Raw genomic sequence first — 22,981 nt, forward strand, 5'->3', positions numbered from 1 at the left:
ACGTCACCGGCCAGACCGCCTTCGACGACAAGACCTCGGGCAACAGCTTCGGCGCCCAGATCGAATGGTGGTTCTGATCCGAGCCTGATCCACTCGCGAGGGGCCGCCGCGTGCGGCCCCTTTTCTCTTGAAGTTCTTCAAGCCAACGATGACTGCTTCCGCTTCCTCCTTCATCGGCATCGACTGGGGTACCACGCACCGCCGCGCCAGCCTGCTGGGCGCGAATGGTGAGCAGCTCGCGCAGCAGCATGACGCGCAGGGCGCGCTGGCCAGCGCCGGCCGCTTTGGTGCCGCGCTGGATGAGTTGCTGGCCGCATGGCCCGACCTGGCCGTCGACACCCCCGTCGTCATGGCAGGCATGGTTGGCTCGGCGCTGGGCTGGCAGGAAGTGCCTTACCTGGACGCAGCCGAGCCGCTGCGTGAACTGCCCGCGCATGCGGTGCCGGTGCAGGGCGCCGCAGCAGGCCGCGACTGGCGCCTGGTGCCCGGCCTGCGCTGGCGCGGCGAGCGCGGCCAGGTTGACGTGATGCGCGGCGAAGAAACCCAGCTGCTGGGCGCCCTGCAACTGCTGGGGCCCGAGGCCGATGATGGCTGCTACGTGCTGCCCGGCACGCACAGCAAATGGGTGCAGCTGCAAGGCGGCCGCATCCGGTCGCTGCGCACCTGCATGAGCGGCGAGCTGTTTGCGCTGCTGCGCCAGCAAGGCACCTTGTCGGCCGCGATGCAGGCCGCTCCGGCCGATGCCGAGCCCGATCCACAAGCATTCGCCGCCGGCGTGGCCGATGCGGCGGAAGGCGTGCTCAGCCACACGCTGTTCGGCGCCCGCGCCCGCGTGGTCACCGGCGCGATGCCGGCCGCCGCCGCCGCGGCCTATGTCAGCGGCCTGTTGATCGGCGCCGAGTGGCACGACCAGGCCCGCCTGGGCGCGCTTTCCGGCGGCCCGGTGCGCGTGATCGGCGAGCCCGCGCTGGCGGTGCTGCACGAACGCGCCGCCACCCAGCTCGGCCACAGCGTCGAGTCACTTTCGGCCAAGGCCGTGCAACTCGCCGCCTGGCAAGCCTTCCAAGCCCATTCCGATTGAAGCCACGAGGACGCCCGTCATGAGCACCCCGACCAGCACCCCGACAAGCACTGCTGCGGCCTGGCCGCCCACGCCACCGCTGGTGGCCATCCTGCGCGGCCTGCAGCCTGAACGCGCCACCGCCGTTGGCCAGGTGCTGTTCGACGCCGGCTTCCGCGCCCTCGAAGTGCCGCTGAACCGCCCCGGTGCGCTGGAAGCCATCTCGCTGCTGCAGGCCATGAAGCCGGCCGGCACCTGCGTCGGCGCGGGCACCGTGACCACGGTGGCCCAGGTCGAAGCCGTGGCCGCCACCGGCGCCCGGCTGATGGTCTCGCCGCACTTCGACGCCGCAGTCGTGACCCGCGCCGTGGAACTGGGCTGCTACAGCGTGCCCGGCATCTTCACGGCCAGCGAGGCCTATGCCGCACTGCGCGCCGGTGCCCACGCACTGAAGATCTTCCCCGCTGAAGCCATGCCCCCCGCCGGCCTGCAGGCCATCGCCAGCATCCTGCCGCCCGGCACCGCACTCTGGCCAGTGGGCGGCATCACCCCCGAAAGCCTGGCCGGCTGGCGCAAGGCCGGCGCCACCGGTTTTGGCATCGGCGGCGCGCTGTTCAAGCCTGACACGTCGCTGGAGGCGATTGCCGCGTCGGCCAAGGCCTTCATCGAGGCCTGGGGCCGCTGAGCTCGGGCAGGGCGGTCAACACGGCGTGCAGGATCTCCTGCGAGCGCCGCTGGCCATAGCCGCGCCCGTAGGCGCTGGAGGCCACCGTCACCACCAGCGCCTGCTCAGGCAGCACGTAGACCTTGTTGCCGCCATTGCCCGAGGCGAACCACACCGGCAGCCGCCGCTCGCCCACAGGCATGGCCTTGAAGTACCAGAAGTAACCGTAGCCGTCGGCATACGGGTCGACCGTCGAGATGGCAACGCGCGGCTGCAGCATCTGCGCGATGGCGGCCTCGGTGACGACGCGCCGACCCTGGTACTCGCCCTTGTTGCGCACCAGCTCACCCAGCGCCGCCATGCCGCGGGCGGTCAGCCACAGGTTGCCCTGGCCCTTGGTGTGGCCCGCAACGTCGGCATCCCAGCGCCACTGCCGAATGCCCAGCGGCTCGAACAGGTTCAACCGCGCGAAGTCCCGCAAGGGCTGGCTGCCCGCCTGTTCGACGACCAGCCCTGCGACATACGCCGTCAAGGAGTTGTAGCGATAGACCGTGCCCGGCGGGTCCGCGCGCGGCACGCCCAGCGCGAAGGCCAGCGGATCGGCCGCATCGTCCAGCTTGTCCTCCTGGCCGGGCGAGGCCGGGTCCTCGTCAAAGGCCGCCAGGCCCGAGCGCATCGTCAGCACATCGCTCAGCGCCACGTCGCCAATCGCACTGCCCTTGGCCGCCGGCCAGTAGGCCTGTACCGGATCGGCCAGGCTGCGGATCTTCCCTTGGTCCACCGCCATCGTCACCAGCAGCGAGGTCACGCTCTTGCCGGCCGAGCGTACGTCATGCAGCGTCTCCGCCGTCTCGCCGTTGAAGTAGCGCTCGGCGACGATGCGGCCCTGGTGCATCACGACCACGCTGCGCAAATCGTGATGCGCTTCGTCGTCCCAGCGCTGAAGCACTTCGGTCAGCTGCTGCCCATCCTGCGACGCTGGCGCAACGCTGCCGCATCCCACCAAGCTGGGCGTCACCGACACCGTCGCAGCCACCATGATCCATCTTTTCCAGCGCATCGGTCACCTGTGTGTGCAAGCCTGAAAGCGGGTGCCATCTGGCCACCTGAACAGGCATCATCGCGTCTTTAGATGACGCCACCGCGCATACCCCTGGCAATGCAAAGTCGAATGGTATATATTTTATATATATCAAAGGAGTCGCCGATGCCTGTTTCCGCACCCAATCTGCTGCTCAAGTTCCGCGCCCGCGACACACAATTCGGCGTGACGCGGGAGACCGTCAAGTCCATGGCTGAGCACTTTGACCTCTCCGAGACGGAGGTCGTTCACATGGCGCTCTCCAGGCTTGCCAAAGAGGAGTTACCGGGTTACGAGCCTGACGACGGCCCGCTCAAGGCATCCGAGCTCAAGGCAGTACGCAAACTGGCCCAGGCCGCCTTGCCCACGGGCAAGATCGTGAACAAGCAGTCGCTGTTCTGACGTGGCGAATTGGCCGGCGCCCGTACCGGGCGATATCGTTTGGTGCCGATTTCCAGAGCTGCCGCGGCGCTCGCCGGGACCGAAGCCAAGGCCCGCGCTCGTCTGCGACGTTGAGGAACGCGAGGACGGCGTTGCTGTGACCGTGGCCTACGGCACGTCGCAGCAGGTCAATCGCCTGCATGCCGGCGAGTTTTCAATCACGAAGCTGAGCAACCCAGCCGCCTATGGCGCAGCAGGGTTGAGTTTCGACACGAAGTTCAACGTCGGTCAGACCGTCCAGTTGCCATGGGCAGAAGAATTCTTTGCTGTGCCACCCAGGGCGCCGATGGGTCAGAATCCGAAGCTCGGCAGCTTGCACGCGTCGATGTACCGCGCGGCGCAAGCCGCACACCGGGCGGCACAGGGCAAGGACTGATTCCACGAAGGCCGGATACCGCCTGCCGCCCGCCTCAAACCGGCCGCCACACCGACGACTCCGCAATGCTGACCTTGCGCGGCAGCACCTGAGCCTGCGTGAACGCGTCGGCGATGCGTTGTTGTTCGGCGAGGGATTCGGCGTCAACGGGCTGGACCTTGTAGCTGCGGCGAAGGTTGGCCGCCTTTACCGTGGCGGCGTTCCCCGCGCCCGAGATGCGCACCCTCACCAGCGCACGGCTCACGCTGGAACCGCAGACCGCCACTCACGCCGAGGCCATGTTCCTGGTCGCGTAGCCGTTGCGCTGAACCAGTGACAACAGGCAAAACGCACGTTGCACTCATGGCGGTTATTGCACTTATTTCACTTGATGGCATAGTGCTCATTGGATGTGGCGACCGCCGCGGCCTTGGAGAGCACCATGAGCACAAGCGAGAAAATTCTTGAGGCGCCCGTGTTGGGCGAAGCGGAACAGAAGATGGCCGCGGCGGCGCAGCGTTGCCTGATGGCCTCGCTGGACCATTCGCGCGCCGCAGCGATCACGGTTTCAGACGAAGCCGGCGTGGAAGCGAAGATCGAAGTCCCGCCGGGCGTGCTTCGGCTGCTGGCGAATGTGCTGGGGATGATGAGCGAAGGGCATTCCGTCAGCCTGGTGCCTGAAAACCGCGAGCTGTCCACCATCGAGGCGGCGGCATTCCTCAATGTCTCTCGTCCGTTCCTGGTGAAGGAGCTGGAGCAGGGCAAGATGCCGTTTCGCAAGGTGGGCTCCCACCGCAGGATCGAGTTTCGAGCCTTGATGGCCTATCGCGATGCCATGCGCAGCCAGCGCGAAGCGGCGCTGCAGCGCATGGCCGACGCGGAGCGCGAAATGGGGCTGGACTACTGAATGGCGGGCTTGCTGCGATACACCGCACTGCTTGACGCCTGCGTGCTGTTTCCGCTGGGGGTGTGTGATGCGCTGATGTCGGTGGGAAAGACCGAGTTGTTCGCGCCGAAATGGACCGCCCGCATCGACGACGAGTGGACGCGCAGCCTGGCAGCGCAATACAGCCGGCCAGTCGAAGACTTTCATGCCCGTCGCGAGGACATGCACCTGGCCTATCCTGATTGGGAAGTGCCAGAAGCGGCATGGTCGCCGATGGTGGCGGCCTTGGCATTGCCGGACGAAAACGACCGCCATGTGCTTGCCGCTGCGATTGCAGGACATGCCGACTGCATCGTCACGATGAACCTCAAGGACTTTCCGGCTAGCGCGCTGGGTGCCCACGGCATCGAGGCGGTGCATCCGGACGAATTCCTGATCCACCAGTTCGAACTGGACCAGGTACGGGTGCTCACGGCCTTCAAGCAAATGCGCATGCGCCGACGCAACCCCGCATTCACACCGCAGATGTTTGCGGACGCCATGGAGCGCAATCAACTGCTGGCGGTGGCCAGGCTGCTGCGCGATGCCGCAGACCTGATCTGACGGTTCTGGTTCAGCCAGGCTGGTGGGTACCGCCGGCCAGCTACCTCAAACCGGCCGCCACACCGGCGACTCCGCCATGCTGACCTTGCGCGGCAGCACCTGTGCCTGCGTGAACGCATCGGCGATGCGTTGTTGTTCGGCCAGGGATTCGGCGTCCACCGGCTGGACCTTGTAGCTGCGGCGGAGGTTGGCGGCCTCTACCGTGGCGGCGTCTAGGCCGATCAGCGGGCCCTGCCATTCGGCGGCTGGCTTGGGGTTCTGCTTGATCCAGTCGCCGGCGCGCTGCAGCTCGCGGTAAACGGCGGCGAGCACGTCGGGACGGCGCTGGGCGAAGGGCGTGGCGGCGAGGTAGAAGCGGCGGTAGCTGGAGAGCCTGGTGCCGTCGACCAGCACCTTGGCGCCGGACTGGCGCTGCACTGCGGCGAGGAACGGGTCCCACACGACCCAGGCGGCGACGCTGCCGTTTTCGAACGCGGCGCGGCCGTCGGCCGGGCTGAGGTAGGCCGGCGCTATGTCCTTGAACGTCAGGCCGGCCTGGGACAGGGCTTCGAGCAGCAGGAAGTGCGCGCCGGCGCCCTTGGCAAACGCCACCTTCTGGCCCTTCAACTGCGCCACGCTGGTCAGCGGTGAATCCTTCTTCACGACGATGGCCTGCGCGGTGGGCGAGGGCGTTTCGATCGCGTAGTAGGTCAGCTTCGCGCCGGCGGCCAGCGCGAACGGCGGCACCGCATCGGCCACATCCGCACTGAGGTCGATGGCGCCGACGTTCAGCGCTTCCAGCAGCGGCAGACCGGAGCTGAACTCGTGCCACGAGACCTGCACGTTCTGCGCGGCCAGCGCCTGCTCCAGCGTGTTGCGCGACTTCAGGAAGATCGTCAGCGTGGACGACTTCTGGTAGCCGATGCGCAGCTTCTCGGGCTCGGCTGCCCGCGCGGGCAATGCCGCCAGCGGCAGTGCCGCAAGCCCGGCGGCCTGCAGCAGTTGGCGACGGGACAGGGCAGGGAAATCGTGGGACATGGCACCTCGGCAACAGCAGGGAACAACAAACAGCGCGCCAGCCTATGTGCGCGCAGGCGGCGGCCGAACGAACCAATCGTCAGATCGATATGCCGCCACCGAGCGGACAGGGTGCAGCCACGAGGGAAGCGAGCCGGTGACCGCGCCGAAACGCATATCCAAGCGTCGCATCATCATTTCCAATCGGCATGATCATTCGTTAACTTCATGCACTGTTTAAAAGACCTGCAGGGAGAGCCCGTGAACCCAGTCGAACCCAAGCCCGGCCTTGTCACGCTGCCGCGCCGGCGCCTCATCAGCGGCGGCGCTGCAATGGCAACGGCCGCTTCGCTGGGGCTGCTGAGCCGCCGCGCCTGGAGCGCGCCGCGCAAGCTGACCTTCGCCTGGAATGCCAACGCCTTCTGCCTCTCGCCGGTGCTGGTGGCGCTGGAGCGCGGCTACTTCGAGCGCAACGGTCTGCAGGTGGAGCTGGTCAACTACACCGGCTCGACCGACCAGCTGCTGGAGTCGCTGGCCACCGGCAAGGCAGACGCCGCGGTCGGCATGATCCACCGCTGGCTGAAGCCGCTGGAGGCCGGTTTCGACGTGAAGATCGTCGGCAGCTCGCACGGCGGCTGCGTGCGCTTGATCGGCGCGAAGACCGCTGGCGTCACCGACCTGAAGAAGCTCAAGGGCAAGACCATCGGCGTGAGCGACCTGGCCAGCCCCGGCAAGAACTTCTTCGCCATCTTGCTGGCCAAGAACGGCATTGACGCCGAGCGCGACGTGAACTGGCGCCAGTACCCGGCCGACCTGCTGGGCGTGGCGGTGGACAAGGGCGAGATCCAGGCCATTGCCGACGGCGACCCCAACCTCTACCTGCTGGAAAAACGCACGCCCGGCATCTACACCGAGCTGGCCACCAACCTTTCTGGCGAATACGCCGACAAGACCTGCTGCATCATCGGCGCCCGCGGCGAGCTGGTGCGCAAGGAGAAGCCGGTGGTGGCCGGCCTGGTGCGGGCCATCGTGCAGGCCTCGGACTTCGTGGCCGACAACCCGAACGAGACCGCCGAGATCTTCCACAAGCACGCGCCCAACGTTGCCACCGAAGACTTGCGCAAGCTGCTGGGCACGCTGACGCACCGTCACCATCCGGTGGCGCAGGACCTGCAAAAGGAAATCGAGTTCTACGCCAACGATTTCCGCTCGGTGGGCGTGCTCAAGCAGAGCACCGACCCGGCGCGCTTCGCGCAGCACGTCTACTACAACGCACTGAGCTGAGCGCCATGGCACTGCTGCGCATGTTGGATCAGTTCTATGGCCTGCCGGGGCCTTCAGGCACTTCTTCGACGGCTGCTTCAGCCACACCCGCGAAGCCGGCCTCCCTGCCGGCCACCGAGCCGGCGCTGCCGGCAGCCGGACGCTGGCGCGTGGGCCTGCTCGCTGCGCTGGCCTGGGGCGGCCTGGCGGCGCTCACGCTGCTGTGGCCCAACCAGGTCAGCGGCTTTTCGGACTGGGCCTACACCCGCGAGTTCGGCTTCGTGGCCGCTGCGGTGGGCCTGCTGTTGCTGGCTGCCGTGGGCCTGAATCCGGCGAGGGCCAGCCGCTGGCGCGTGGCCGGGCCGTGGCTGGTCGCGTTGCCCTTGCTGCTGGGCCTGTGGCAGGTGTTGACGGCCAAGCTGGCCGTGCTGCCCACGCCGTTTTTCGCGCCGCCGCAAAGCCTGGCCGAGGTCTACATCGACGACTGGAAGCGCCTGGGCGAAAGCACCTGGCACTCTGCCCTGCTGCTGGTGCAGGGCGTGAGCATTGGCGCGGTGGTGGGCTTCCTGGTCGGCGTGTCCATCGGCTGGTCACGCCAGGTGGGCTACTGGGTGCACCCGGTGATCCGCTTTGTCGGGCCCATTCCGGCTTCGGCGCTGCTGCCGCTGGCATTTTTCTTCTTCCCGTCCAGCCACGCCGCGGCCGTGTTCCTGATCGCGCTGGCCACCGGTTTCCCGGTCGCGGTGCTGACCTGGTCGGGTGTGGCCAGCGTCAACAAGCAGTATTACGACGTTGCCCGCACGCTGGGTGCATCCGAATGGTTCCTGGTGCTGCGCGTGGCCATCCCGGCTGCGCTGCCGCAGGTCTTCGTCGGCCTGTTCATGGGTCTGGGCGCGTCGTTTTCCATCCTGGTCACGGCCGAGATGATGGGCGTGAAAGCCGGGCTGGGCTGGTACCTCAGTTGGGCCCAGGGCTGGGCGGCCTACACCAACATGTACGCCGCGCTGATCGTCATGGCGCTGCTGTGCTCCGGCCTCATCACGCTGCTGTTTGCGGTGCGGGACCGGGCGCTCTCCTGGCAGAAAGGCACCGTCAAATGGTGAACGCCGTGATCGACATTGCCCCCGTGGCCAACACATCGCCCGCGCGCGGCGCCCGCATCGGCATCGAGGGCGTCAGCCACCGCTTTCCTGGCCACGGCGGCAAGCCGGCGTTGCCGGTGCTGGACGGCATCGACCTCAGCGTGGCGCCTGGCGAGTTCGTCGCGCTGCTGGGCCCCAGCGGCTGCGGCAAGTCCACGCTGCTGCGCCTGGTCGCCGGGCTGGAGCCTGCGAGCATCGGCCGCTTGACCCAGGACGGCCAGCCCATCACGCGGCCGGACCCGTCGCGCATCGTCGTCTTCCAGGACCCCACGCTCTACCCCTGGCGCACCGTGTGGGACAACGTGGCGCTGGGCCTGCAGGCGCGCGGCGTGCTGCGCGCGCAGCGTGGCCGCGTGGACCAGGCGCTGGCGCTGGTGGGCCTGAGCGAGTTCGCAGGCGCGCACCCGCATGCGCTCTCGGGCGGCATGGCGCAGCGCGTGGCGCTGGCCCGCGCGCTGGTCAACGACCCCAGCCTGCTGGTGCTGGACGAACCGCTGGGCAAGCTGGATTCACTGACCCGGCTGACCATGCAGGGCGAGCTCTCCGAGCTGTGGCAACGCCAGCGCTTCTCGGTGCTGCTGGTCACGCACGACGTGGAAGAGGCGCTGTTCCTCGCGCAGCGCGTGGTGGTGCTGAGCCAGCGGCCGGCGCGGCAGGTGGCCGAGATCGCGGTGGACCTGCCGTACCCGCGCCACCGCGGCGACGCGCGCCTGGCCGCGCTGCGCCACCAGGCCCTCCGCGCACTGGGGCTGGACGCGACCTGGTGAGCCCTGGCAGCAGTGACTGGCTGCCCGCCTGGCTCGCGCTGCTGGAACAGGCGCAGCAAGCGCTGCTCGCGGCACTGCACACGCTGGGCCTGGCCGCCGAGCTGAACGGCCAGCCGGCCTGGCCTTTTGCGCAGCGGCTGGCGCTGGAAGTGCTGGCCATCGACCGCGGGCTGGCGCGTTCGCTGCTGCTCGCCGTGCTGGTACTGGCGCTCACCCTGTTGCCGGCCTTGGCGGGCTTGCTGTGGCGCCGCGCCCGGCGGCCCTTGTGGGCTGGCGCGCTGCTGGGCTTGGCAGCGGGCCTGGCGCTGTGGCCCTGGGGCCAGGCCTGGCTGCTGTGGGCGCCCGCCGTGCCCAGCAGCTTCCAGCAATCGCCCGGTGGCTTCAGTGCCGCCGCCATCGTGCAAGGCGCGCAGCTCTACCAACAGCGCTGCGTGGCCTGCCATGGCGCCAGTGGCAGCGGCGACGGCCCGCTGGCCGCGCAGCAGCCACTGTGGCCGCCCAACCTGAACCGCGGCCTGCTGGCGCGGCGGCGAGAGGGCGAGCTGTGGTGGCAGGTCCAGCACGGCATGCAGGACACCCAAGGCCGCCATACCATGCCCGGCTTTGCCTCCTCCGTGTCGCCTGGCGAAACCTGGCAACTGCTGGCCTACCTGCAGGCCCAGGCGGCCGGCCAAACGCTGCGCGAGGAGGGGCGCTGGCGGCTGCCGGTGGCCCTGCCCGAGATGGCGGTGCGCTGTGACAACGGCCCCACACGGCCGCTGCGCAGCTGGACCGGCCAACGCCTGCGCCTGGTGGCTGCAGGCCCGTCCCTGCGCGAAGACCCGCGCTTCATCACCATTGCCGTGCCGGCACCCGGCCAGCCCGCCAATGGGGCCAACTCGGCAGCCTGCCAGGCCCAGGACCCGGAGGCCTGGGCCGCGCTGGCCCGCATTGCCGGCGTGCCGCCCACCGAGCTGGCCGGCACCCAGTTCATCGCCGACCGTCAGGGCTGGCTGCGGGCGCGCAGCCAGCCGGGCGCAGCCGGCTGGCGGGCAGACGACCTCGTCTGCCGCGCCGAGGCTGATGGCGCCTCAAACCGCGGTGCGCCGGCCGACGCATTGGACCAACTCATCGCCCGCATGGACGCCGAGCCGGTCCGGGCCGTGGTGCCCGGCACGCCGCACCTGCCGTGATCGCTCACCGGGAAACACAGGGCCGCCCCAAACGTTCTCATCCCCGCCGGGGCTGTGCGCATGGCGATGAACTCGGCCGTGTCTTCTTTATGCAGCCGGCCGGGCTTCTCTCGCCTGTTGGCCTCCGATGAATGTCTGCTGCTCGCGGCGATGGACTCACGCTGTCGACCCGTTGCTGTCCTCCGACTCGCAAACTTCGGCGCCAGAAAGCAGTCGCTCGCCGTTGAAACTGAGCTGCGGACCGAGGCCTTCGAGGGCTGTCGGCTCGAACTATTGGCTACGCGGTTGCCTCATATGCGTGAGAGCAGGCGTCTTGCTTCTTCTCGTTCCGCCTCGCACAGCGAATCGTCAGCAAGAACAAGGCAGAGATAGCTCTTGGCGGTCTCCGACTCCTTCGGACTTACGACATACAGTTTCGCAAGTTCCAGGGCTGCGCTATTGTCGCCGGCACTTAAAGCCTTCTCGAAGCACCCTCTAGCCTCAAGAAGGTCTCCTTTCATTCGATATGTGATTCCGAGATTGAATTGCGCCATCGTGCTGCCAGCCTCGTAGGCTTTGGTTTCCCATTCGATGGCCTTGTCGTAGTCACAACAGTCAATTCCCTTCCCCAAGGTGTAAAGCAGCGCCAATCGAGTCATGCAAGAGGCATCTCCAGACTTGGCTCCGGCAGTGAACTCTTCGAACGCTTGCTCAAAGGAGCCTTGCTCTTCGAGTGCATCGCCTCGTTCGAAATGGGAATCAGCGGGTAAGTCCATGAGACACCAAACTTTGTAATCGGGCGACAAGACTGCTGCGTAGCCGACCCTGAAGTCGTCGGCCGCTCAGCGCCATCGCGATGCAGCCAGGTCCAGGATGAAGGATCGTGTGTTGATCGTCGAGATCTCGTCATCGCCCACTTGCGACAGCACCTCACCGCCAGTCACGACAATCTCGCCATTTCCAACCAGAACGGCACGGTGCCCATGAATCCAGCCCGGGCGCTCGCTCGCGACCGAAATGCGTTCAATGCGCCAGTCGTGAGTGCTCAGCGCGAACACCGGCGTCGTTCCATAGGCGCGGTCGCCCTGATAGCCCAACGAGCCGATCACGATGATGCGATCGCCCACGAGAGTCGCCGTATGGAAGTCAGTCGGTGGGAATAGAGATTCCGGATAGCCGAAGATCTCCAGGCGGCCATCGAGATGGTGGACGAAAATGTCGTTGTAGATGCAAAAGTCGGGATCGTAGCCATCCTCATGCTCGCCAGCGATTTGCACGACGCGGCCGTCCGGCAGCATTGTGAGTGACTGTCCCATCCGGTTTGCACACCAAACGGGCCTGGCGCTGTCAAATGTGTCCACGCCAAAGTGATTGGCGGCTTGGTAGCCAGTCAGCCCCGAGCGCACCATCGCGAGCCAGAAAGGCACTTGCATAGGCTGCGCATTGCACTGACCGAAACGACGCGTGCGATCGCGCTCGAAGTCGACCAAGCCCAGTCCTTCGAACGGATTGCTTGGGGTTCCAGCCGTTGCCTCCAGGAACAGGCGTTGCTGTTCGTGGCGCAAGGCGGAGGGATCGGCTCCAGCCTCCAGCAAGCGGATCGCCATCGCGCGAGATTCAACGCAGCCGAGCGCAGGAAAGCCGACCTGCTCGTGATTCGGATCGGCACCGACGGATAGCAACAGCTCCACCATCGCGTGGTCGTCCGCTTCCACCGCGTCGAGGAGCGAGGTGCTGCCGCCCTTGTCGGTCGCATCCACCTTCGCGCCTCGCTCGAGCAGCCAACGGACGACGTCCGTGCGCCCGGACATCACCGCATGAAAAATCGGAGGACGACCAACGTGATCGGTTGCCTGGCGTTCTGCTCCTGCCTCAAGGAGCGTTTCGGCTACGTCGAGTCGTCCCAATGCAAGTGCAAGCACATATGGCGTTCGCGACCACCGATCCCTTTCCTCCAGCTCATTCGGATAGAGCGACGCACGGGCTCCAACATCCTGAAGCGTGCCAAATGCAACTTCCCGGCACAGCGTTGTCCAAGCCAGCAGGCCCCCGGGTGCTCCGATCTCCAGCAAGGCACGAACTGCGTCAAAACGGCATTGCCGCGACAGGACGCTCAGGGCCGACTCGCCGTGCGAAGACTGGCCATCGAGACGCACACCGTGCGCAGCCAGCAAACGAAGGAGGTCTGGCATCTCGTCGTCGCGAGTCGCGCCCCATCCGAACGCCACTGTCTGCATCGCATCGTAGCCATGCTCGTCACGAAAGCTAGCCACGTCGGCGCCCGCACCTATCGCAGCTTGGATCTCGGCAAGCGTGCCGGCGCGAAGAAGTTCTCGCAGGGAAGAGCCTGCAATGGAAGGAGTCGGCAGATTCGACATTGCCTGGACGTCAGTGCTGATGCTCTTGAGCATACCGTTCGGAGACGTTCGACCAGGCTCACCGGAAGCGAACGCTCGACAACGTCAGCTCCTAAACAACTGCCGCCTCACGATGCCAAGCGTGATCGTCACGCTCTCGGCCCGATGCAGGAGTCAGCGCGAAGCATGGATGAGCGTCTACAGGTAGCACTCTGGATCATCCGCCACGCGCTCGAGCAGCAGTCCCTGTGTGCCGTCCTCATGGATGCGCCGCCAACCTCCTGGCACTGCGATGAACTTGGCCTTCGGCGGCTTGGCCATGAACTCCGGGACGAGGCCAATCCCGCACAGGTCGCAATACAGCCCTTGAATAAATTGCGCGGAAGCTCCCGATTCGGCGAACTCGGGCTTCAAGTCGGTCACAGAGAGGTCACCCGCGCACGAGCAACCGACTCGCCGCGCATCGCCTGCGCGAGCGGGATCGGGAGGATCGATCAGCACGAGCTTGGGCTTGACGCGATGCACCGATTTGCAGCGGGGACATGCCTCGACGGGATCGTTCCACGGTGCCATGGTTCAGGGAGTCGCCAGTGATGTTTCGAAAGCTCTCTACCGCGACCGCGCCGCTATCGGCCTACTAGAGCCGACCCTCTGCTGCGTGCTCGGCCAGTTTGAATTTGCCTACTCTCGTGCCGCACCAGAATTCCTGCTGAGCGACGAAGCTCACGATGGTGCTCGCGATCTTCATCCCGCCGTTTGCTGATGGTTCGATCGGATTGGCGAAGTCTGTCGGCAGGGTACAGACTGCTCTTAGATCAATGACGTCAAGACTGCGCGCCAGCGCAGCTTGCGAAATGACATCGTTGAAGACTGCGAGAGCGATTTGGGCGCGTCGATTGAAGTCTGCATCTGGAAAGTTGCCGCTGTAGACAGTGCAGACCGTCAAGGGAAGGTCAAGCCGAAGGCACGCATCCAGCGCGGAAGAATATTCCGCTTCGAATTGGTCCCTGATGTCGGCCATCAGCCGAAATGCCTCCGCTGTTGACGAGACCGGAGTGTCGAGAACTTCGGCGACCAAAAGCGCGTTGTTGCCGCCTACGCTGAGCACCAGGTGCGTAGCGTCCGACGGAACCGACGCCACTTGAGACTCAATATCGTTGGCAGTCGAACCGTCAATGGCGCGCAGGGAGGCGCGCCAGCCTGAGGGCAATTTGCTCCCGAGCTGCGTGGCAACGTCAGGGGCACCCTGCGTGTATGAGATGTTGTCGAAGACTGAGTCGCCGAGCAGAACGATGTGGGACATGGCGTCCTCGCGCGTTTTGAGGCACACATTGTCAATCTTCCGGCGACTGGCATTTCGAAAGCCGCCGTTCGCGACCAGCCGCTTCTGGCGTCGATCGAGTCGGTGAACTGCCGGGTCCGGTCATCAGGGCCCTTTCAACCGGCTGCCGGCAGCACCTTGAAGCCATGCGTGCCATCGCTCGCCAGCTGCGCCACCAGGCCGAACTCCCAGTCCAGGTAACCCTGCATCGCTTCGCGCGGGTTGTCGGTGCCTTCGTAGGGGCGGCGATAGCGGTCGGTGCGCGGGCTGGCCAGGCGCTGGGCGCCAGTTTCGGCCGGCTGGCCGGCGGTGAACCAGGCGGTGTTGCCGCCTTCGAGCACCAGCACCGGCGTGTCGGTCTCGCGCGCCAGGTCGGCCGCCGCAAAGCGTGCCAGCTCGCTGCTGCCGCAGGTCAGCACGATGCGGCTGGGTGGCTGCGGCAGCGCCGCGGCGATCTGCGGCAGCACGGCCGGCAGCTCGGCGCGCAGCGCCCACCAGGCGCCAGGAATGTGGCGCTGCACATGGCGCGCACTCGCCGTGAGGTCGATCACCACGGTGCGGCCTTCGGGCAGCGCCTCGGCCAGTTCGGCCACGCTGATGCTGGGCACCGCGGGCGAAGGTGTCTTCGGTGGCCAGGCGCTGCGGTGTTCGAAGCGAGCCCGGGCGACATCGGCCACGTAGGCCACGTCCCAGCCCATCTGGGCCAGCCAGTGCGCGGTCATCGGCGCGCGCACGCCGTCGTCGTCCACCAGCACGATGCGCGCGCCGCGCACCGGCGCGAACACGTCGGTCTCCTGCACCAGTTGGCCGCCCGGTGCGCTGCCGAAGCCGGGCAGGTGGCCGGCGGCGAATTCCTCGGGCGAGCGCACGTCGTAGCGGTAGACGGTGCGGCCCAGCGGGTCCGGCGCCAGCAGCGCAGCTTCGTCCAGCCGCTGCACGCCTGCGCGTGCGGCCAGTGCCTGTGCGGCCTCGCGGGCCGCGGCGCGGTTGCTGCGGTCCACCGGGCCGGCCTGCTTGGCTTCGCCGTGCGCCAGCTCGAAGCCGGCCAGGGTCCAGCCGATGGTGCCGTTGCGCAGGGCCGCCACCGGGTTGGGAATGCCGGCGTTGATCAGCGACTGGGTGCCGATCAGGCTGCGCGTGCGGCCGGCGCAGTTGACGATGACCTGCGTCGTTGGATCGGGCGCCAGCGTGCGCACCCGCAGCGCCAGTTCGGCGCCCGGCACGCTGATGCCGCTGGGAATGCTCATGGTCTGGTATTCATCGAAGCGGCGCGCGTCCAGCACCACCATGTTGGCGCCGCGGTCCAGCAAGGCCTTCACTTCTTCGGCCGCCAGCGAAGGCGTGTGCCGCTCGTGCTCCACCAGTTCGCCAAAGGACTTGCTGGGCACGTTCACGTCGCGGAACAGCTCGCCGCCGCTGCGCCGCCAGCCGTCCAGCCCGTCGGCCAGCAGCGAGACCTGGGTGTAGCCCAGGCCTTTGAGCTTCTCCGCCACCGGCAAGGCCAGGCTGCCGCCCTGGTCGTCATAAAGCACCACGGGCACCTCGCGGCGCGGCAGCCGCCACGGCGCATCCATCTCCACGCGAGACAGGCTCAGCTGCGCGGCAAACAGCGGGTGCGCCTGGGCGAACGGGTCTTCCTCGCGCACGTCGATCAACGCGATCTCGCGGCCGGCGCGCAGCGCTTCGCGCACGGCTTCGGGAGAGGTCAGGGGCAGGGCGTGGTCAGCGGGCATGCGGGGCTTTCGGGGCAGTTTTTGGATGGGATTCGGAAAGCATCAGTGTTCTTTGGACACGTCCCAGAGATTGGGCAGCCAGCCGTTGGAGTAGCCAGACACAAAGGGCTTGCGGCCGCCCTCGGCGGGGTAGACCGAGCGCCGCACCGAGCCGATGTTGGCGCCATAGACGTGGATGCTGATGGAGGTGCGGTCCGCGTGCAGGTTGCGCACGCGGTGCACGTCGCCCAGCGTGGGCGACACGGCCTCGACCTGGCCTGGGCTGAGCCGCACCGGCTCGCCGCTGGGGCGGGCGGTGCCAGCGTCGTCCAGCACGTAGCCTTGCGACTCCTCATCGCCGCGCAGCATGCCGATCAGGCCCCACACCGTGTGGTCATGCACCGGTGTGGCCTGGCCCGGGCCCCAGACGAAGCTGACGATGGAGAAGCGGTCCAGCGGGTCGGCGTAGAGCAGGAACTGGCGGTAGCGCACCGGGTCCGGCTCGGCCAGCTCGGGCGGCAGCCAGTTGTCGTGGCTGACCAGCCCGGCCAGCAGCGGCCTGGCCTCGGCCAGCATTGCAGGCTCGGGCAGGCGGCGCTCGGCCAGCCGCGTCAATGCGGCGATGAATTCGCGCAGCGGGCGCGGGTTCGGCAGCTCGGTGGAAGTCATTTTCAACGCTCCGTCTCGTTATGATGCAACGCCTCTTTCATGCTGATGCCACATGAAGTTAGAAGACCTCGAAGCCTTTGTTGCCGTGGTTCGCATGCAGTCGATCAGCGCGGCGGCCGAGTCGCTTCAGCTGACGCAACCCACCATCACCCGCCGGGTGCAGAACCTGGAAGAGGCGCTGGGCGTGGCACTGCTGGACCGCAACGTCAAGCCGCCGCGCGTCAATGCGATGGGCCGCGAGGTGCATGCGCAGTGCCGCGCCGTGTTGCGCGAAGTCACGGCGCTGCGCGCGCTGGTGGCGCTGGACACGCGGCCTTCCGGCAGCCTGCGCCTGGGGCTCACGCAGGGCCTGGGTGACCTGGTGCTGCCGGTCGCGTTGGCGCGGCTGCGCGAGGCCACGCCCGAGCTCACGGTGCAGGTTTCCGTCGGCTGGGCCGGGCAGATCGTGCAGCGCCTGGTGCATGCCGAGCTCGACGGTGCGGTGGTGCTGCTGCCCGAAGGCCACGCGCTGCCGCGGGATGTGCAGGGCGAGCCGCTGGGCGAGGCGGTGCGGCTGGTCGTCGTGGGCCCGCGTGGTGTGGCGCGCAAGTCCAGGCTGCGGCTGGCTGACGTGGCGCCGCAAGGCTGGGTGCTGAACCCTGACGGCTGCGGTTTTCGCGCCGGCCTGCAGCGCGCACTGGCCGCGCAGGGCGTGCCCATGGACATCCGGCTGGAAACCTTCGGCCGCGAGCTGCAGCTGCAAATGGTGGCCGAAGGCCTGGGGCTGGGCCTGGTGCCCGAGCCCTTGCTCACGGCCAGCGCCTGGCGCGAGCAGCTGGACGTGCTGCCGCTTTCCGACTTCCAGCCGCGCGTGGCGCTGTGGCTGCTGCACGCGCGGCTGCTGGGCAAGTTCGAGGCGCCGCTGCGGCGCTTCGCGGCCGACGTGGTCGAGGTGATGGGGCTGGGCACCAAGCCGGCGGTGCGCCGCCGGGCCTGAAACCAGGTTGCCGATCCGGTACTGCGGGGTCGGCATGGTTCAGCTGGCGGCCTGCAGCGCCGCGCGGCCAGCGGCGATGCAGGCGCTGTCTTCCTGCGGCGTGTGGATGCGGCCGCAGAGCACGTCGCGGTGGTAGCGCTCCAGCGGGTTGGCGCGCGCCATGCCGTGGTTGCCGCTGAGCTTCAGCGCGCGTTCCACCACCTCGATGGCGTTGCGCGTCACGGCGGTCTTCAGCAGCCCACTGTCGGCCGGCGACCAGGGGTGGCCGGCGTCGCCGTCGCGTGCGGCGGCGTCCAGCTGCAGCCGGTTGGCCTGCAGCAGCAGCTCGATCTCGCCCAGCGCCTCCTGCGCCCGTGGCAGCGTGGCCAGCGGCGCGCCCAGGCTGGCGGGGGCGCGGGTGCGCAGGAAGTGGATCAGCCAGTCGCGCGCGTTGAGCGCAATCGCGTCGTACAGCGCGCCCAGCAGCACGTGCATCCAGTGCTGCTGCTCGGCGTCCGGTGCGCGTGACCAGTCGGCCGGCTCGCGCAATTCGAGCGCATGCGAGGCGGGGATCAGCACCTGTTCCAGCAGCACGTCGTGGCTGCCGCTGGCGCGCTGGCCCAGGCTGTCCCAGGTCTTGACGATGCGCACGCCGGGTGCCTGGCGCGGCACCAGGAAGGCACCGGTGCGCACGGGGGTCTCGTCGCTGCGGCCCCAGACCACCAGCCAGCTCAGGCCTTCCACGCCGGTGCTGTAGAGCTTGTGGCCGGACACGCGCCAGCCTTCGGCGCAGCGCTGCGCCACCGTGGCCGGCAGCCCGCCGCGCGCGGGCGTGCCCAGCTCGGGCTCCACGCGCAGCGCGTTCAGCAGCGCGCCGTCGTGCACCACGCTGTGCAGCACCTGCTGGCGCAGCGCCTCGGGCCAGCCGTTGCCGGGGCGGGACAGCGCGCGCGTCTGCAGGTACTGCATGGTCAGCACCAGCGCGGTGGCCGGGTCGCCGCGCGAGACGGCGGCAATCACCTCGCGTGCCCGCTGCAGCCCGGCGCCGGCGCCGCCATCGGCCTCGGCCACGGTCAGCGCGAGCAGGCCGTGGCGCTGCAGCAGCGCGAAGTTGGCATGTGGGAAGCTGGCTTCGGCGTCGTGCACGGCACTGGTCGCGGCCAGCGTGGCGCTGAGCGCCTGCAGGTCGACCTCGGTGGCCCGGCTGGCGAGGGTTGCCGCCTTGGCGTGGGAGTCGGGCGCGAATTGGGCCGGTTCGGCGAGCAAGGTCATGGCGACTGCAGGGAAAACGAGTGACGCTGGCTGCGCAGGCTAGAGGCCTGCGCGAGGCGGGTCAAGCATGCGATATGAGCATGTTCATTCGAAATCATCATTTGATGTGCGCATGATCTAGGGCTAGCGTCCGGGTCCTGTCCAGACCCTTCTTCAGGAGACGCCATGTCGCTCGAGATCATCGGCATGATCAGCACGCAGCACCAGTCGGAGACGCACGCCCCGAGAGGCCCGGTGATTGACCGCGATTACACCCGCCGTTTCGCCCAGGCCCATGAGTCTGCCGGCTTCGACCGGGTGCTGGTGGCGCAGCACTCCACCGGCCCGGACGCCAGCCAGGTCATTGCCTACGCCGCGTCGGTCACCGACAAGCTGCAATTCCTGCTGGCGCACCGGCCCGGCTTCATCGGCCCTGCCTTCGCGGCCCGCCAGCTGGCCACGCTGGAAAACTTCACCGGCGGCCGGCTCGCGGTGCACGTGATCTCCGGCGGCTCGGATGCCGAGCAGCGCCGCGATGGCGACTTCCTCGACCACGACAGCCGCTACGCCCGCACCGATGAATACCTGCAGGTGCTGCGCCAGACCTGGACCTCGGACAAGCCCTTCAACCACGAAGGCGCGCTTTACCGCTACGAAGATGCGTTCTCCGAAATCAAGCCGCTGCAGCAGCCGCACATCCCGATCTTCTTCGGCGGCGCCAGCGAAGCCGCGCTGCGCGTGGCCGGCAAGCACGCGGACGCCTACGCGCTCTGGGGCGAGCCGCTGGCCGAGTCCGGCGAGCTGATCCGCCGGGTGCGCGGCGAGGCGGCGCGGCATGGCCGCAAGGTGCGCTTCTCGGTTTCGTTCCGCCCCATCATTGCCGACACCGAAGCCAAGGCCTGGGCCCGCGCCGACGCCATCCTGGCCGAGACCCGCCGCTTGCGCGCGGCCAGCGGCGCCGGCCAGGGTACGCCGCTGCAGAGCGAAGGCGCACGCCGGCTGCTCAGCGCGGCCGAGCGCGGCGACGTGGTCGACGAGCGGCTGTGGACGGCCATCGCCCGCGAGTCCGGCGGCCGCTCGAACTCGACCTCGCTGGTGGGCACGCCCGAGCAGGTCGCACAGGCGCTGGCGCGCTACATCGACCTGGGCGTGGGCACGCTGCTGATCCGCGGCTTCGACCCGCTGGAAGACGCACTCGACTACGGCCGCGAGCTGATCCCGCGTCTGCGAGAGCTGGCCGCGGAGCGCGAGGCGCGGGGGCAGGATTTGCACAAGGAGGCGGCATGAGTGCGCCCGCCCGGCCGCCCGAAGGGCGCGCTCGCGTCCCTCTCGGAGGGACCCGCGAAGCGGAGGGTGCTCCAGTGAGCCCCGCCCGGCCGCCCGAGGGGGCTCATCCCCGCTTGGCGGGGCCGACCGTAGGTCGTGGGGTGCGCCAATGAGCGCCGTACTGAACGAAGCGCCGGGGCTGCAGGTCGACTTTGACCCGCTCGAAGGCCTGGCCGTCAACACGCCGCCGCGCCAGCACTTCTGGTGGGATGAATCCGCCGTGCCCGCGCGCAACGTGGCGCAGGAGCGCCGCCACCGCCAGGAGAAGCTGGCCATCACCTTCCGGCTGTTCGCGCGCCAGGGTTTCGACGTCGGCCTGGCCGGCCACGTGACCGCCCGCGACCCTGCGCTGCCGGACCACTTCTGGGTCAACCCGTTTGGCCTGCACTTCAGCCGCATCCGCGTGTCGGACCTGCTGCTGGTCAATTCGCGAGGCGAGATCGTCGTCGGCCGCGGGCCGCTGAACCAGGCTGCCTTTGCGATCCATGCCGCGATCCACGAGGCGCACCCGCAGGTCATCGCCGCGGCCCACACCCATTCGCTGCACGGCAAGGCCTGGTCCACGCTGGGCCGGCTGCTGGACCCGCTGACGCAGGACGCCTGCGTGTTCTACAACGACCACGCGCTGTTCGACGACTTCACAGGCGTGGTGTTCGAAGAGGACGAGGGCCGGCGCATTGCCCAGGCCATCGGCACCCGCAAGGCGCTGATCCTGAAGAACCACGGCATCCTCACGGCGGGCCCCACGGTCGAGGCGGTGGCCTGGTGGTACATCGCACTCGAAAACGCCGCCCGCACCCAGTTGCTGGCCGAAGCCGCCGGCACGCCGCAGCTGATCTCGCCGGAGGTCGCCGAGCACACGCATGCGCAGATCGGCCGTGCCACCGGCGCCCGCCGCGCGTTCGACAGCCTGGCTGCCGTGCTGGTCGAGGACGAGCCGGAGGTGCTGACGTGAACGGTGACATTGGGCGCCGTGCTTTGCTGCAGGCGACGGGCGCCGGCGCCGCACTGCTGGCGGCGCCGGCCTTCGTGCGCGCCGCCGGCAAGCCGGTGCTGAAGGCGGGCGACCAGAAGGGCGGCCTGCGCGCGCTGCTGGAATGCGCCGACGAGCTGAAGAACCTGCCGTACGAGATCCAGTGGGCCGAGTTCCCGGCCGCCGCACCGCTGGCCGAAGCGCTGAACGCCGAGGCCGTCGAGCTGGGGCCGATTGGCGACGCGCCGCTGATCTTCGCGCTGGCGCAAGGCGTGCGCATCAAGGCTTTTGCCGTGAACCGCAGCGATGCCTATGGCACCGCGGTGCTGGTCAAGACCGACTCGAGCCTGCGCACCGGCGCGGATCTCAAAGGCAAGAGCGTCGCGACCAACCGCGGCTCCATCGGCCATTTCGTGACGCTGCGCACGCTCGCCGCCGCCGGCCTGCAGCCCGGCGACGTGCAGTTCCGCTTCCTCGCCCCGTCAGACGCCAAGCTCGCGCTGGTCGGCGGTTCGGTGGACGCCTGGGCCACCTGGGAGCCCTACACCGCAGTGGCCGAAACGGTGGACAAGCTGCGCGTGTTGAGCAATGGCCGCGGCCTGTGGTCCGGCCTCAGCTACATCGCCGCGACCGACACCGCGCTGCGCGACAAGCGCGAGATCCTGGTGGACTTCCGCGCCCGCACCGAACGCGCCCAGCGCTGGGCCAACGCCCACATCGGCGACTATGCGGACGCGCTGGCCCGCATCGTCGGCATCCCCGCACCGGCCGCCCGCCTGGCCTATGAACGCCGACAGACCCGCTACCTGCCGATCGACGCCGCGTTGATCGCCGAGCAGCAGAAAACGGCCGACGTCTACTTGGACGCCGGCCTGCTCGCCAAGCGGCTGGCGGTCAGCGAGACGTTTGTCAGCGTGTGAGGCGTCGGGCGCCTGCGTTCGAGATCGGCTTGAGCACCGCGTAGGTCTCCGAATCCTGGTTTTGGCGGGTGGTGTTGCGGACCTGCGCCAGGATGTCGCCCTGGTCGTTGATGGCCAGCGTGAGCTCCACCACCCAGCCGGCGGCCTGGGTGTCCGCGCTCAGCAGGCTGGTGAGCAGGGTCGGCACGCCGTCCTTCCAGATCACCGCCCTGCCGTCGCAGGAGCCAACCGGCAGGTCCAGGTTGTTGATCGCGCTGACGCTGCAGCCCTGGTACTGGGCCGTGGCCAGCAACTCCAGCTGGCCGGCCTTCCAGAGCATGGGCATTTCGGTGTCGCGGCCGAAGTCGATGTAAGAGCCGGCCGCCGTGCCGTGGTCGTTGATGTCATCGAAGATGGAACCGGTGAGACCGGCCAGTGCCGACATGTCCTGCAACTGGCCATCCTTCCAGACCATGGTGCTGTAGTATCCATCGCTGCCAAAGCCGAAGCCGATCACCCAGCCGTTGGCCGCCGTGCGATAGGCTTCCGGGAAGCTGACACCGGCAGGCGCGGGCAGCACGGTGGGTGGCAGTGCGGGGTCGGTCCACAGCACCGGCTGCTGCACGCCATTCTTGTACGCCAGGCCCACCGCGTGGCCCTGGCTGTCCACGTCCAGCGCCATGCAGCCACAAGGCTCGCCGGCCGGCGCGAAGGAGGCAAAAGGCGTGATCGAACCATCGGGCCGCCACAGCACGCTGATGCTGCGGTCGTACGCATAGGCCACCATGTAGTTGTTCTGCGCGCTGAGCCTGGCCATGTCGAACGACCATTGCTCGGGGTTCTTCAGCACCTTCGCGCGGCCGTTGGTCCACAGCACCGGGTAGTACATGGACTCGTTTTTCCTGCGGCCCGCGCCCGATGCCACGCCGGCCTCGTCGATGGCCTCCGGCCAGGCATAGGCCAGCTTGCCAAACGGCGCCAGCACTTGCAGCGTGTAGGTCTGCGCGCTGGCAGACTGCGGCGCGCCCAGCAGCGCAGCGGTGGCGGCAAAGCTGGCCAGAACGGTGTTCGAAAACAATGACATCGGGAACCTCCTTGATGTTTGAAAA

The 22,981-nt window shown here is 68.0% G+C and carries 25 protein-coding genes; 14 read left to right on the forward strand and 11 right to left on the reverse strand.

Going from position 1 to position 22,981, the window contains the following annotated elements:
• Positions 1 to 148: 148 nt before the first annotated feature.
• Together AC3WR5_RS26930 and AC3WR5_RS26935 are read left to right on the forward strand one after the other, a co-directional pair.
• Positions 149 to 1,081 (forward strand): 2-dehydro-3-deoxygalactonokinase, encoded by a 933-nt coding sequence (locus AC3WR5_RS26930; protein WP_492488505.1) that lies wholly within the window; start codon positions 149 to 151, stop codon positions 1,079 to 1,081.
• 19 nt (positions 1,082 to 1,100) lie between these two features.
• Positions 1,101 to 1,745 carry a 2-dehydro-3-deoxy-6-phosphogalactonate aldolase gene (locus AC3WR5_RS26935; protein ID WP_492488507.1) on the forward strand — a complete coding sequence of 215 codons (645 nt, stop codon included), beginning with the start codon at positions 1,101 to 1,103 and terminating at the stop codon, positions 1,743 to 1,745.
• On the opposite strand, the gene AC3WR5_RS26940 is transcribed toward AC3WR5_RS26935, so the two are convergent.
• Complete coding sequence (locus tag AC3WR5_RS26940; protein ID WP_492488508.1) at positions 1,723 to 2,763, reverse strand: serine hydrolase domain-containing protein; 1,041 nt, start codon at positions 2,761 to 2,763, stop codon at positions 1,723 to 1,725. The genes AC3WR5_RS26935 and AC3WR5_RS26940 overlap by 23 nt on opposite strands.
• A 168-nt stretch (positions 2,764 to 2,931) precedes the next feature.
• Here AC3WR5_RS26940 and AC3WR5_RS26945 point away from each other — a divergent pair, with 168 nt between their 5' ends.
• Positions 2,932 to 3,207: a ribbon-helix-helix domain-containing protein gene (locus AC3WR5_RS26945; protein WP_492488510.1), complete on the forward strand. Its 276-nt coding sequence runs from the start codon at positions 2,932 to 2,934 to the stop codon at positions 3,205 to 3,207.
• Positions 3,208 to 3,343: 136 nt separating this feature from the next.
• Entirely contained in the window at positions 3,344 to 3,622 is a 279-nt protein-coding gene (locus AC3WR5_RS26950) for a hypothetical protein (protein WP_492488512.1), read from the forward strand.
• Positions 3,623 to 3,656: 34 nt separating this feature from the next.
• Here AC3WR5_RS26950 and AC3WR5_RS26955 read toward each other — a convergent pair whose 3' ends face one another.
• Positions 3,657 to 3,866 carry a hypothetical protein gene (locus tag AC3WR5_RS26955; protein WP_492488514.1) on the reverse strand — a complete coding sequence of 70 codons (210 nt, stop codon included), beginning with the start codon at positions 3,864 to 3,866 and terminating at the stop codon, positions 3,657 to 3,659.
• Between the two features lie 147 nt (positions 3,867 to 4,013).
• Here AC3WR5_RS26955 and AC3WR5_RS26960 point away from each other — a divergent pair, with 147 nt between their 5' ends.
• Together AC3WR5_RS26960 and AC3WR5_RS26965 are read left to right on the forward strand one after the other, a co-directional pair.
• Entirely contained in the window at positions 4,014 to 4,508 is a 495-nt protein-coding gene (locus AC3WR5_RS26960) for an excisionase family DNA-binding protein (protein WP_492488730.1), read from the forward strand.
• Positions 4,509 to 5,090, forward strand: a complete 582-nt coding sequence (locus tag AC3WR5_RS26965; protein WP_492488515.1) for a VapC50 family PIN domain-containing toxin — start codon at positions 4,509 to 4,511, stop codon at positions 5,088 to 5,090. It begins immediately after the preceding gene.
• 45 nt (positions 5,091 to 5,135) lie between these two features.
• Here the strand turns inward: AC3WR5_RS26965 and AC3WR5_RS26970 are convergent, their stop codons facing one another.
• Complete coding sequence (locus AC3WR5_RS26970; protein WP_492488517.1) at positions 5,136 to 6,107, reverse strand: aliphatic sulfonate ABC transporter substrate-binding protein; 972 nt, start codon at positions 6,105 to 6,107, stop codon at positions 5,136 to 5,138.
• A 312-nt stretch (positions 6,108 to 6,419) separates the two neighbouring features.
• On the opposite strand from AC3WR5_RS26970, the gene AC3WR5_RS26975 reads away from it, so the two are divergent.
• From AC3WR5_RS26975 to AC3WR5_RS26990, 4 genes are read left to right on the forward strand one after another with little or no spacing between them, the layout of a single operon-like run.
• A complete protein-coding gene (locus tag AC3WR5_RS26975; protein ID WP_492488732.1) occupies positions 6,420 to 7,370 on the forward strand; it encodes an ABC transporter substrate-binding protein in 951 nt (316 codons plus the stop codon).
• 20 nt (positions 7,371 to 7,390) lie between these two features.
• The gene (locus AC3WR5_RS26980) at positions 7,391 to 8,452 is read left to right on the forward strand and encodes an ABC transporter permease (protein WP_492488734.1); all 1,062 of its coding nucleotides are present in this window, start codon (positions 7,391 to 7,393) and stop codon (positions 8,450 to 8,452) included.
• Entirely contained in the window at positions 8,446 to 9,258 is an 813-nt protein-coding gene (locus tag AC3WR5_RS26985) for an ABC transporter ATP-binding protein (protein ID WP_492488518.1), read from the forward strand. Before AC3WR5_RS26980 ends, AC3WR5_RS26985 begins: the two co-directional genes overlap by 7 nt.
• Positions 9,255 to 10,430, forward strand: coding sequence for a c-type cytochrome (locus tag AC3WR5_RS26990; protein ID WP_492488520.1), 1,176 nt, complete (start codon positions 9,255 to 9,257; stop codon positions 10,428 to 10,430). Before AC3WR5_RS26985 ends, AC3WR5_RS26990 begins: the two co-directional genes overlap by 4 nt.
• A gap of 290 nt (positions 10,431 to 10,720) precedes the next feature.
• On the opposite strand, the gene AC3WR5_RS26995 is transcribed toward AC3WR5_RS26990, so the two are convergent.
• The 6 genes from AC3WR5_RS26995 to AC3WR5_RS27020 all read right to left on the reverse strand — a co-directional run bounded on the left by AC3WR5_RS26995 (position 10,721) and on the right by AC3WR5_RS27020 (position 16,468).
• Entirely contained in the window at positions 10,721 to 11,185 is a 465-nt protein-coding gene (locus AC3WR5_RS26995) for a tetratricopeptide repeat protein (protein ID WP_492488521.1), read from the reverse strand.
• Between the two features lie 66 nt (positions 11,186 to 11,251).
• Entirely contained in the window at positions 11,252 to 12,820 is a 1,569-nt protein-coding gene (locus AC3WR5_RS27000; RefSeq protein WP_492488523.1) for an ankyrin repeat domain-containing protein, read from the reverse strand.
• A gap of 144 nt (positions 12,821 to 12,964) precedes the next feature.
• Positions 12,965 to 13,339, reverse strand: a complete 375-nt coding sequence (locus AC3WR5_RS27005) for a hypothetical protein (RefSeq protein ID WP_492488525.1) — start codon at positions 13,337 to 13,339, stop codon at positions 12,965 to 12,967.
• A 64-nt stretch (positions 13,340 to 13,403) separates the two neighbouring features.
• Entirely contained in the window at positions 13,404 to 14,069 is a 666-nt protein-coding gene (locus AC3WR5_RS27010; protein WP_492488527.1) for a GDSL-type esterase/lipase family protein, read from the reverse strand.
• A gap of 134 nt (positions 14,070 to 14,203) precedes the next feature.
• The gene (locus AC3WR5_RS27015; protein ID WP_492488529.1) at positions 14,204 to 15,820 is read right to left on the reverse strand and encodes a rhodanese homology domain-containing protein; all 1,617 of its coding nucleotides are present in this window, start codon (positions 15,818 to 15,820) and stop codon (positions 14,204 to 14,206) included.
• 42 nt (positions 15,821 to 15,862) lie between these two features.
• Positions 15,863 to 16,468 carry a cysteine dioxygenase family protein gene (locus tag AC3WR5_RS27020; RefSeq protein ID WP_492488531.1) on the reverse strand — a complete coding sequence of 202 codons (606 nt, stop codon included), beginning with the start codon at positions 16,466 to 16,468 and terminating at the stop codon, positions 15,863 to 15,865.
• 52 nt (positions 16,469 to 16,520) lie between these two features.
• Here AC3WR5_RS27020 and AC3WR5_RS27025 point away from each other — a divergent pair, with 52 nt between their 5' ends.
• Positions 16,521 to 17,444 (forward strand): LysR family transcriptional regulator, encoded by a 924-nt coding sequence (locus AC3WR5_RS27025; RefSeq protein ID WP_492488533.1) that lies wholly within the window; start codon positions 16,521 to 16,523, stop codon positions 17,442 to 17,444.
• Positions 17,445 to 17,483: 39 nt separating this feature from the next.
• Here AC3WR5_RS27025 and AC3WR5_RS27030 read toward each other — a convergent pair whose 3' ends face one another.
• The gene (locus AC3WR5_RS27030) at positions 17,484 to 18,695 is read right to left on the reverse strand and encodes an acyl-CoA dehydrogenase family protein (RefSeq protein WP_492488534.1); all 1,212 of its coding nucleotides are present in this window, start codon (positions 18,693 to 18,695) and stop codon (positions 17,484 to 17,486) included.
• Positions 18,696 to 18,860: 165 nt separating this feature from the next.
• Between AC3WR5_RS27030 and AC3WR5_RS27035 the strand changes: the two genes are divergently transcribed.
• The 3 genes from AC3WR5_RS27035 to AC3WR5_RS27045 all read left to right on the forward strand — a co-directional run bounded on the left by AC3WR5_RS27035 (position 18,861) and on the right by AC3WR5_RS27045 (position 21,893).
• Positions 18,861 to 19,961, forward strand: coding sequence for an LLM class flavin-dependent oxidoreductase (locus AC3WR5_RS27035; protein WP_231012504.1), 1,101 nt, complete (start codon positions 18,861 to 18,863; stop codon positions 19,959 to 19,961).
• 148 nt (positions 19,962 to 20,109) lie between these two features.
• Positions 20,110 to 20,955, forward strand: a complete 846-nt coding sequence (locus AC3WR5_RS27040; protein WP_492488536.1) for a class II aldolase/adducin family protein — start codon at positions 20,110 to 20,112, stop codon at positions 20,953 to 20,955.
• Positions 20,952 to 21,893, forward strand: a complete 942-nt coding sequence (locus tag AC3WR5_RS27045) for an ABC transporter substrate-binding protein (RefSeq protein WP_492488538.1) — start codon at positions 20,952 to 20,954, stop codon at positions 21,891 to 21,893. Before AC3WR5_RS27040 ends, AC3WR5_RS27045 begins: the two co-directional genes overlap by 4 nt.
• Here AC3WR5_RS27045 and AC3WR5_RS27050 read toward each other — a convergent pair.
• A complete protein-coding gene (locus AC3WR5_RS27050) occupies positions 21,883 to 22,956 on the reverse strand; it encodes a hypothetical protein (RefSeq protein WP_492488540.1) in 1,074 nt (357 codons plus the stop codon). The genes AC3WR5_RS27045 and AC3WR5_RS27050 overlap by 11 nt on opposite strands.
• Positions 22,957 to 22,981: the final 25 nt, after the last annotated feature.

This window comes from Ideonella sp. FW305-24 (assembly GCF_058788035.1).